The following is a 9,589-nucleotide window of genomic DNA, read 5'->3' on the forward strand; positions in this document are numbered from 1 at the left end:
TGGCCACAGGCGAGCCCGGTTTTTTGAAAAAGGTGATGGCCCGCGCCTCGGGGGGGTGTGCGCGGGCCATCGGTAACCCGGCATCGGGGGGTGCGCCGGGGCAGGCCGCACTGTATATCGGGGCCTTGCACCTGACATTATGACATGCGAAAGAAGAGATGACAACAGCGAAATCCAACATTCCTTGAGTTTTCTGGCAATATGTTTGCGCACTCCCGATTCTTCCTGCTAAGAGGCTACGATGAGCAGGGTAACTCGCACACTAACGGCAGGCCTTCCTCGATGACCGGTACCCCTTTCCCCACCGACGGCACCACCCGCGCGGCCGCGTTTTTCGACTTGGACAAAACGATCATTGCCACATCCTCGGCCTATGCCTTCGGCCGCGAGTTCATGCACAACGGGCTCATTACGCATGCGGAGGCACTCCAGCTGTCTTTAGCCAAGGCCAGCTATATGCTCGCCGGCCACAGCAGCGAGCACATGGACACCACCCGCGATCAGCTCGCCGCCATGGCCACCGGCTGGTCCGTTCAGGAGGTCCACGACATCGCGGTAGAGACCATGCACACTGTGGTCACCCCCGCCATTTATGCGGAGGCACGCGCGCTTATCGACGCCCACCGCGCCGCCGGCCACGAGGTGGTGATCATCTCGGCGTCGGCAAGCGTGCTAGTCAAGCCCATCGCAAAGGAACTGGGCATCGAGCACGTCGTGGCCACCGAGCTTGCCGAGGAAGACGGCCGGTTCACCGGGGAGATCCTGTTTTATTGCAAAGGTGCGGCGAAGGCCGAGGCCTTGGCGCGCATTGCTCAGGAGCTCAACGTCGACCCCGACGCGTCCTTTGCCTATTCCGATTCCGCCACAGACATCCCGATGCTGGAGCAGGTTGGCCACCCCGTTGCCGTGAACCCGGACCGCCTGTTGAAGAAGCACGCCATCGCCCACGACTGGGAAATCCGCACGTTCAAACACCCCGTTCCGCTCTTCACCGCACCCAGCGCCCGCGAATTCGGTATCGGCTCGGCGGTCGTGGCCGGCATCGCAGCCTTAGTGGTCGGCGGAATTTTATTTGCACGCCAGCAGCTGCGCGATTAAGCCGCTTGCGCGATGCCGTCGGCTTCGCGGGCGCCGGCTTCCCAGGCGTCGAGAAGCAGCGTGATGAGTGCCGCCGGATCCTGGCCATAGGTGTCCAGTGCCGCGCGGTAATCCGCGCGATGACGGTTAAGAAAGGTCTCGGGCACGGCGAAACCCCGCGGATCGAAGCCGGTATGGATGGCGGCGGTGCGCGCGGCGACGAGCGCCACGGCGGTGCTGCGCGCACCGAAGAGCGAGCGCGCGGCAATCTCCGCGTGCACCACCACCGGCAACAAACGGTCGAAGTCTACGCCGGCCCCGCGCGTGATGAGCTGCGCCAGTGCCTGCGCCACCGCCGGATTCTGATCCGGATGCCCCACGCCGCTCGCCGCAATATCGATGCTGGCCAAGACCTGCAGCGGGGCGCGCGCGAAGGTGCGCACCGTGGCCGCCTGTTTTTCCGGAGCTAGCAAAGAATAAGCACTAACCGCGGGCGGGATACCGTCAGCCTCAAGTGGCGCGCCGTCGATCGCCGCGGCCGCCCGCGCGCCGCGCAACAGCGACTCGGAAGAAATAACGTCAAACTTGCGCAAGCCCGCGGGCCGACGGTGCACGCGCGCTATCGCTGCGACGGCAGAAGCAGCTTTATCCTCCACCCCAGAAAGGGCCATCAGCGGGGTCAGCGGGTCAGAATGCGGCATACCCATTACAATAACGCCGTACCCACTTTGCGGGCCGCACCACATGAACTCTGGAAAGTTCATTACTATGGCCGATATAGATTGCGACAAACAGTAGGAGTATTAAACCGTGAGCAACGACGGACTATTCACTGACGGGTCCAACAAGTTCGCCCCGAAGGTAGACGGCATTCCCTTGAGCGATGCGGATACCTCCCGCCGTGGCGAAGCATCCATCGGCCAGCTCGTATCCAACGCCACCGAGCAGATGTCCCAGCTGGTTCGCTCCGAGGTCGAGTTGGCTAAGACCGAGCTCGCTGCTTCTGCCAAGAAGGGTGGCATCGGCGCGGGCATGTTCGGTGTGGCTGGCACCGTGGCGCTGTATAGCTCCTTCTTCTTTTTCTTCTTCCTGGCGGAACTGCTGGCCGTATGGCTCGACCGCTGGGCGGCCTTCCTGATTGTCTTCCTCATTATGGTTGTCTTGGCCGCCGTCGTGGCCTTTATCGGATTCAAGCAGGTCAAGCAGGTCAAGGCCCCGGAGAAGACCATCGAGTCAACGAAGGAACTCAAGAAGCTGGTTCCGGGTAAGGCTGAAAAGTCCATCGAGCGTGGCCTGTACACCTAAACCTTTAAGGTCCTTTTAACTCTCCCGCCCCGAGCACATGCGTTCGGGGCGGATTTCGTCTGCGCACCCTTCCCACGAAAGGCCCGCCTATGAATCCCCTACCGCCCTCCGTAGTGGAGCTTGACGGCCCCTTTGAGCACGAGTTCTTGCACACGCGCGGCATCCGCCTGCACGCCGCCACCGCTGGCGACCCGGATGACCCGCTGGTGCTGTTGCTCCATGGTTCTTTCGGCGGGTGGTTCGACTTCCGGAATGTCATTGCCCCGCTTGCCGCCGCCGGATTCCACGTCGCCGCCCTCGACATGCGTGGCTTTGGCATGTCCGATAAACCGCCGCTCGAACCCGGCCAAGATATCCGCGTGGCGGTTGGTGATGTCAGCGGTGCCATCCGCGCACTGGGTCACGACGATGCCTACCTGGTCGGCACGGATACCGGCGGTGCGGTGGCATGGGCGCTGGCCACCGAGCGGCCCGAACGGGTACGCGGACTGGTCTCCGTATCGGCGGCACACCCGGCAGATTTGCGCCGCGCCATCGCCGCGCGCCCCTGGGATTTCGGATGGGTGCTCCTGCGCGCGGCCTTGTGCCGACTGGGAAAGACTGGCGCCCCGAGCCTCCTACTGAGAGAGTCCACGTACCTCCGGGAGATGGATCTCGACGCCCTCGGATCCTTCAGCGGCGCCGAGCGCGAGGAGGCCCTGCGCCTGCGCGTGACGTCGTCACGCATAGGAAACGTCCGCCGGGGAATCATCTGGAACCACCGACTGCGTACCGCCGTGGTTCCGCTAAGCTGGCTCGAGCTCACCGTGCAATCCCCGACGCTGTTCATTCATGCCGATCAGATGCTCTGGCGGCCAGTTGCGCGGCGGGCGGCGCGGCGCTGCCGCGCGGGTTTCACCGCCACCACTATCCCCGGGTCCAAGAACCTGCCCTATCTTGAGAACCCGCATGGTTTTACTCAGACCATCATCCAATGGTTGCGAGATAGGTAACATTCACCGCCCTCCGTGCCCCACCCCTCTCAGGGGGATGGGGACTTTTTTAATTCGTTGACAAAACCGCAGGTTAAGAAAGAATACCTACCGCCCTATAGCTTTTATCACAGGACATATTTTTCAATTCCTTGTATATGAGACGAGCCACGCGGTAGCTTCATATAAAACCAACATCACAGGTTTTCTACATCTTTCGCACCACGGAGGTCTAAGCCCTACATGACGCTCAAGAAGACACTCGCTGCTCTCTCTGTCGCTACCCTGCCGCTCACCCTCGCGGCCTGTGGTGGCGACAACTCCGGTTCGGACTCTGCTTCCGGCTCTGGTGATGGCATCGTCACCGTCAACGGCTCCGAGCCGCAGAACCCACTAATCCCGGCCAACACCAACGAAGTCGGCGGCGGACGCATTGTCGATTCCATCTACGCTGGCCTGGTCTACTACGACGGCGATGGCGAAGCCCAGAACGAGCTGGCTGAATCCATCGAGCCGAATGACGACAACACTGAGTTCACCGTCAAGCTCAAGGAATCCACGTTCTCCGACGGCTCCCCGGTCACTGCCAATAACTTCGTGGACGCCTGGAACTACGCCGTGGCCAACGACCAGCTCAACGCATCCTTCTTTGCCAACATCAAGGGCTTCGAGGAAGGCGTCGAAAAGATGGAGGGCCTCAAGGTCGTCGACGACCACACCTTCACCATCGCCCTGAACAGCCCGGAGCAGGACTTCCCGGCACAGTTGGGCTACTCCGCGTTCTACCCGCTGCACGAGTCGGCCCTGGAAGACATGGATGCCTTCGGCCAGAACCCGATTGGCAACGGCCCGTACAAGCTGACCGAGTGGAACCACAACCAGGACGCCACCGTCGTTCCGAATGAGGAGTACAAGGGTGGCCAGACCCCGCAGAATGACGGCATCAAGTTCGTCTTCTACGCCTCCCAGGACGCCGCTTACGCCGATCTGCTCTCGGGCAACCTCGACGTTCTCGACGCCGTTCCGGACTCCGCTTTCGATGTCTACGACGCCGACCTCGGCGACCGTGCAGTGAACCAGCCGACTGCTATCTTCCAGTCCTTCACCTTGGGCGAGAACCTCGAGCACTACTCCGGCGAGGAAGGCGTGCTGCGTCGCCAAGCCATCTCCTATGCCATCAACCGCGAGGAGATCACGGACACCATCTTCAAGGGCACCCGCACCCCGGCCAAGGACTTCACCTCCCCGGTTATGCCGGGCTACTCCGAGGACATCAAGGGCAATGAGGTCCTGAAGTATGACCCGGAGAAGGCCAAGGAGCTGTGGGCTGAGGCTGACAAGCTCAACAAGTGGGATAACCCGACCCTGGAGATTGCCTACAACTCCGACGGCGGCCACAAGAGCTGGGTGGATGCAACCACCAACTCCATCAAGAACACCCTCGGCATCGAGGCAGTTGGCGCTCCGTACCCGGACTTCAAGTCCCTGCGCGATGAGGTGACCAACCGCACCATCAAGTCCGCCTTCCGCACCGGCTGGCAGGCAGACTACCCAAGCCAGGCTAACTTCCTCTCCCCGCTGTACAGGACCAACGGTTCCTCCAACGACGGTGACTACACCAACCCGGAGTTTGACAAGCTTCTCGACGAAGCCCTGACCTCCTCTTCCGAGGAAGACGCCATCAAGAAGTACACCGAGGCCCAGGAAGTCCTGTTCAAGGATCTGCCGGCTATCCCGCTGTGGTACTCCAACGCCACCGGTGGCTACTCCGAGAACGTCAACAATGTCGTCTTCTCCTGGAAGTCCCAGCCGGTGTACTACAACATCACCAAGAAGTAACGCCAGCCTCTAGCTACTTCGCACGACCCCCGCAACCTCTGTGGAGCGGGGGTCGCCCCACGTTTTCACCCCCGAAGTGTGATTAGAAACGCGCTATAGATTTCTCGAAGCGTGGGATCACACATTAAAATTCTTCTAAGCTTTGACCTGCGTCCCGAAATCCGGAGAACGCTGGCAAGCACCTGCCCCACAACGAGTAAAGGACCACACTATGCTGCGCTATATCGGGCGCCGAGTGCTCCAGATGATTCCGGTGTTCTTCGGAGCTACCTTGCTCATCTACGCGCTCGTCTTCTTGATGCCCGGCGATCCTGTCGAAGCCCTTGGCGGTGACCGCGGCCTTACCGAGGCTGCCCGCGCCCGCATTGAGGCGGAATACAACCTCGACAAGCCGTTCATCATTCAGTATCTGCTCTATATCAAGGGCATCTTCATGTTGGACTTCGGCACGACCTTCTCCGGTGTTCCCGTGACCCAGGTGATGGCGAACGCCTTCCCGGTTACCGTGAAGCTCACCGTCATGGCCATCATCTTTGAATCCGTCTTCGGCATCCTTTTCGGCGTCTTCGCCGGCATGCGCCGCGGTGGCTTCTTCGATTCCACCGTGTTGGTCATCTCCCTGCTCGTCATCGCCGTGCCCTCCTTCGTTATCGGCTTCGTCTTCCAGTACCTCGTGGGCATTAAGTGGGGCGTCCTGCCGGTTACCGTCGGCGCTAACGCCACCGTGAAGTCCCTCCTCATGCCCGCCATGGTGCTCGGTGCGCTCTCCCTGGCCTACGTCATCCGCCTGACCCGCCAGTCCGTGGCGGAGAACCTGCGCGCCGACTACGTGCGCACCGCCCGCGCCAAGGGCCTCTCCAACGGTGCAGTGACCCGCCGCCACGTGCTGCGCAACTCGCTGATTCCCGTGGCCACCTTCATCGGCGCCGACATCGGTGCGCTCATGACCGGCGCCATCGTGACCGAGGGCATCTTCGGCATCAACGGCGTCGGCGGCACCATGTACCAGGCCATCCTGCGTGGTGAGCCGACCACAATCGTCTCCTTCACCACGGTATTGGTGATCATCTACATCATCGCCAACCTGCTCGTTGACCTCCTGTACGCCGTACTTGATCCGAGGATCCGCTATGCCTAATTTCGAGAAAACCACTCCCTATCCGGGCCAAGAGCACTTCGTCTCGGAAACCGATGAAACGGGTCTCGGCGCGGTCGATGCCGTCAAGGACGAGTCCGCGCCTTCCTCCCAGTGGGGCGAGGCATGGCGCTACCTGCGCCGTCGCCCGCTGTTCTGGGTTGCCGCCGTCATGATCCTCGTGGCCGTCCTCCTGGCCATCGCACCGGGTCTCTTTACTAGCACTGACCCACGCCTGTGCGAGCTGTCCAAGTCCCTCGCCCCCGCCGAGCCAGGCCACCCCTTCGGCTTCAACCGCCAAGGCTGCGATATCTACGCCCGCGTGATCTACGGTGCGCGCGCGTCGGTAGCCGTCGGCATCCTCACCACGCTGCTCGTCGTGGTGCTTGGTTCCATGATCGGTGCTATCGCCGGCTTCTTCGGCGGCTGGATCGACTCTGTTCTCTCCCGCATCACCGACATCTTCTTCGCCATCCCGCTGGTGCTCGCCGCCATCGTGGTCATGCAGATGTTCAAGGAGCACCGCACCATCGTCACGGTGGTCTTGGTGCTCGGCCTCTTCGGCTGGGTCTCCATCGCCCGCATCACGCGCGGTGCGGTGGTTTCCATCAAGAACGAGGAATTCGTGCAATCCGCGCGCTCCATTGGTGCGTCGAGCTGGCGCATCTTGTTCAGCCACATTCTGCCGAACGCGGCCGCGCCCATCATCTCCTACGCCACCGTGGCGCTGGGCACCTACATCGTCGCCGAGGCCACCCTGTCCTTCCTGGGCATCGGCTTGCCGCCGACGTTCGTGTCCTGGGGCGGAGACATCTCCGACGCGCAGGCTTCCCTGCGTGTTGCCCCGGCAGTCCTGTTCTACCCGGCGGGTGCTTTGGGCCTGACCGTGTTGAGCTTCATCATGATGGGTGACGTCGTCCGCGATGCACTCGATCCGAAGGCGAGGAAGCGTTAATGACTAAGCCACTTCTTGAAATGAAGGACGTCCACATCTCCTTCACCACGTCCACCGGCGTGGTTGAGGCAGTGCGTGGCGTCAACATGTCCATTTACCCGGGCCAGTCCGTGGCCATCGTGGGCGAGTCCGGTTCCGGTAAGTCCACCACGGCGATGTCCATCCTGGGTCTGCTGCCGGGCACCGGCAAGGTCACCGGCGGCCAGATCCTCTTTGAGGGCGAAGACATCACTCACTACAACAACAAGCAATTCGAATCGCTGCGCGGTGACAAGATTGGCTTGGTCCCGCAGGATCCGATGTCCAACCTCAACCCAGTGTGGCGCATCGGCACGCAGGTTGAGGAGTCTCTCAAGGCCAACCACGTGGTGGAGGGCTCCAAGCGTCACGAACGCGTGGTGGAGCTTCTGGAGGAAGCCGGGCTTCCCGACGCCGAGCGGCGCGCCAAGCAGTACCCCCACGAGTTTTCTGGTGGTATGCGCCAGCGCGCGCTCATCGCGATCGGCCTGGCAGCACGCCCGAAGTTGCTCATCGCCGACGAGCCCACCTCCGCCCTCGACGTGACGGTGCAGAAGACCATCCTGGTTCACCTGGAACACCTCACCGAGGAGCTGGGTAACGCGGTGCTCTTCATTACCCACGACCTCGGTCTGGCAGCCGAGCGCGCGGAGCACCTCATCGTGATGCACCGCGGCCGCATCGTCGAGTCCGGCCCGTCACGTGAGATTCTGCGCTCCCCGCAGCACCCCTACACGCGCCGGCTTGTCGACGCCGCCCCCTCCCTCGCCTCCTCCCGCATCCGCGCGGCCAAGGAAGCTGGTGTGGAGGCCAAGGAGCTGAAGTCGGGTGAGGCGATCGGCGCCGCCGTCGAGCCTGGCTCCACCGCTGCAGGTTCATCTTCCGCGGCTCAGGCCCCGGTCATCTCGGTGCGCAACCTCACCAAGGAATTCGATATCCGCGGCCAGCGCGGCGGCAAGAAGCTCCTCAAGGCTGTCGACGATGTCTCCTTCGACATCCGCCGCGGCACCACCCTGGCACTGGTGGGTGAGTCCGGCTCCGGCAAGTCCACGGTGGCCAACATGGTGTTGGGCCTGCTGGAGCCGACCTCCGGCACCATCGAATTCGAAGGCCGCGATACCTCGAAGCTATCGAAGCAGGAACTCTTCAAGCTCCGCCGCAAGATGCAGGTGGTTTTCCAGAACCCTTATGGCTCGCTGGATCCGATGTACTCGATTTATAAGTGCATCGAGGAACCCATGGCGCTGCACAAGGTGGGCTCGCGCAAAGAACGTGAGGCCCGCGTGGCCGAGCTTCTCGACATGGTCTCCATGCCCCGCTCCGCCATGCGCCGCTACCCCAACGAGCTCTCCGGTGGCCAGCGCCAGCGTATCGCCATTGCCCGCGCGCTGGCACTGCGCCCGGAGGTCATCGTCCTCGATGAGGCCGTCTCTGCCCTCGACGTGCTGGTGCAGAACCAGATCATCCAGCTCCTCGCGGAGCTGCAGTCGGAGCTCAGCCTGTCCTACCTCTTCATTACCCACGACCTCGCGGTAGTCCGCCAGACAGCCGACGACGTGGTGGTCATGAAGAAGGGCCAGGCCGTCGAGCAGGGCACCGCCGACGACATCTTCGACAACCCCCAGCAGGACTACACCCGCAACCTCATCAACTCGGTTCCGGGTATGCACCTGGAAATCGGCACCGGCCACTAGCTCACACGCACCACCCACGCCGCCTAACCCGTCAGCCTTCATCCGGCTGGCGGGTTTCGCCTTTAAGGGGGCTCGCTCTTTAAGGGCTAAGCGTCCCGTTGCTCCTACTGCATCCGACGGCAGGCGAATCGCTACCAGGATCCCCGATTTCCCCGCGCACCATGCTGCGGTTCGCGGGGATCACCGATATGCCCGTCAACCATCTTTCGGTTGGCGGGGCCGGTGGTTGGCGCTGTCCTCTCTGTGTTTGGGACACTAACTGCTGTCAGGTGGTGGGTCTGGTGGTTGTCCTGCTTGTTCGGCGGCGAGTCTGGCTACTGCTTCTTGGTATTCCGGCATTGCTGTAATCGGCGCACCCCAGGGTGGGATGAAGCTGACTCCGGTGTTGAGTCGGTACATGTAGCCACGCCCGGTAGGCCTTAAAGGGTCATCGTCGTTAATACCGTTGTGGTAGGCACATAGGAAGGTCAGGTTGTTGATGTTGGTGTAGCCACCAGCCTGCCAGGGGATAAGGTGATGCACCTGGCAGTAATCAGCTGGTTTATTGCACCCGGGCCTGGAACACGTGTGGGATTCGGCGTGGAGGGTGAGGCGT

Annotated in this window: 9 protein-coding genes; 7 read left to right on the forward strand and 2 right to left on the reverse strand. The window is 62.1% G+C overall.

What is annotated here, in order from left to right:
• Nucleotides 1–282 precede the first annotated feature (282 nt).
• Nucleotides 283–1,098, forward strand: a complete 816-nt coding sequence (locus HMPREF2537_RS08400; RefSeq protein WP_070527743.1) for an HAD family hydrolase — start codon at nucleotides 283–285, stop codon at nucleotides 1,096–1,098.
• Here the strand turns inward: HMPREF2537_RS08400 and HMPREF2537_RS08405 are convergent.
• Nucleotides 1,095–1,784, reverse strand: a complete 690-nt coding sequence (locus tag HMPREF2537_RS08405; RefSeq protein WP_070527746.1) for an oxidoreductase — start codon at nucleotides 1,782–1,784, stop codon at nucleotides 1,095–1,097. The genes HMPREF2537_RS08400 and HMPREF2537_RS08405 overlap by 4 nt on opposite strands.
• Before the next feature lie 103 nt (nucleotides 1,785–1,887).
• On the opposite strand from HMPREF2537_RS08405, the gene HMPREF2537_RS08410 reads away from it, so the two are divergent.
• From HMPREF2537_RS08410 to HMPREF2537_RS08435, 6 genes are all read left to right on the forward strand, one after another.
• Nucleotides 1,888–2,382: a phage holin family protein gene (locus HMPREF2537_RS08410; RefSeq protein WP_070527749.1), complete on the forward strand. Its 495-nt coding sequence runs from the start codon at nucleotides 1,888–1,890 to the stop codon at nucleotides 2,380–2,382.
• Between the two features lie 89 nt (nucleotides 2,383–2,471).
• Nucleotides 2,472–3,374 (forward strand): alpha/beta fold hydrolase, encoded by a 903-nt coding sequence (locus tag HMPREF2537_RS08415; RefSeq protein ID WP_070527752.1) that lies wholly within the window; start codon nucleotides 2,472–2,474, stop codon nucleotides 3,372–3,374.
• Nucleotides 3,375–3,596: 222 nt separating this feature from the next.
• Entirely contained in the window at nucleotides 3,597–5,192 is a 1,596-nt protein-coding gene (locus tag HMPREF2537_RS08420) for a peptide ABC transporter substrate-binding protein (RefSeq protein WP_070527755.1), read from the forward strand.
• Nucleotides 5,193–5,403: 211 nt separating this feature from the next.
• Nucleotides 5,404–6,330 carry an ABC transporter permease gene (locus HMPREF2537_RS08425; protein ID WP_010189948.1) on the forward strand — a complete coding sequence of 309 codons (927 nt, stop codon included), beginning with the start codon at nucleotides 5,404–5,406 and terminating at the stop codon, nucleotides 6,328–6,330.
• Nucleotides 6,323–7,282 (forward strand): ABC transporter permease, encoded by a 960-nt coding sequence (locus tag HMPREF2537_RS08430; protein ID WP_070527758.1) that lies wholly within the window; start codon nucleotides 6,323–6,325, stop codon nucleotides 7,280–7,282. Before HMPREF2537_RS08425 ends, HMPREF2537_RS08430 begins: the two co-directional genes overlap by 8 nt.
• On the forward strand, nucleotides 7,282–8,994 hold the full coding sequence (locus HMPREF2537_RS08435) for a dipeptide ABC transporter ATP-binding protein (RefSeq protein WP_070527762.1): 1,713 nt from the start codon (nucleotides 7,282–7,284) through the stop codon (nucleotides 8,992–8,994). The genes HMPREF2537_RS08430 and HMPREF2537_RS08435 overlap by 1 nt, the downstream gene beginning before the upstream one ends.
• Nucleotides 8,995–9,249: 255 nt before the next feature.
• Here HMPREF2537_RS08435 and HMPREF2537_RS12500 read toward each other — a convergent pair.
• On the reverse strand, nucleotides 9,250–9,589 hold a 340-nt coding region (locus tag HMPREF2537_RS12500), incomplete at its 5' end, for an HNH endonuclease signature motif containing protein (protein WP_148138143.1).

This window comes from Corynebacterium sp. HMSC074E01 (assembly GCF_001808885.1).
Lineage (GTDB): Bacteria > Actinomycetota > Actinomycetes > Mycobacteriales > Mycobacteriaceae > Corynebacterium.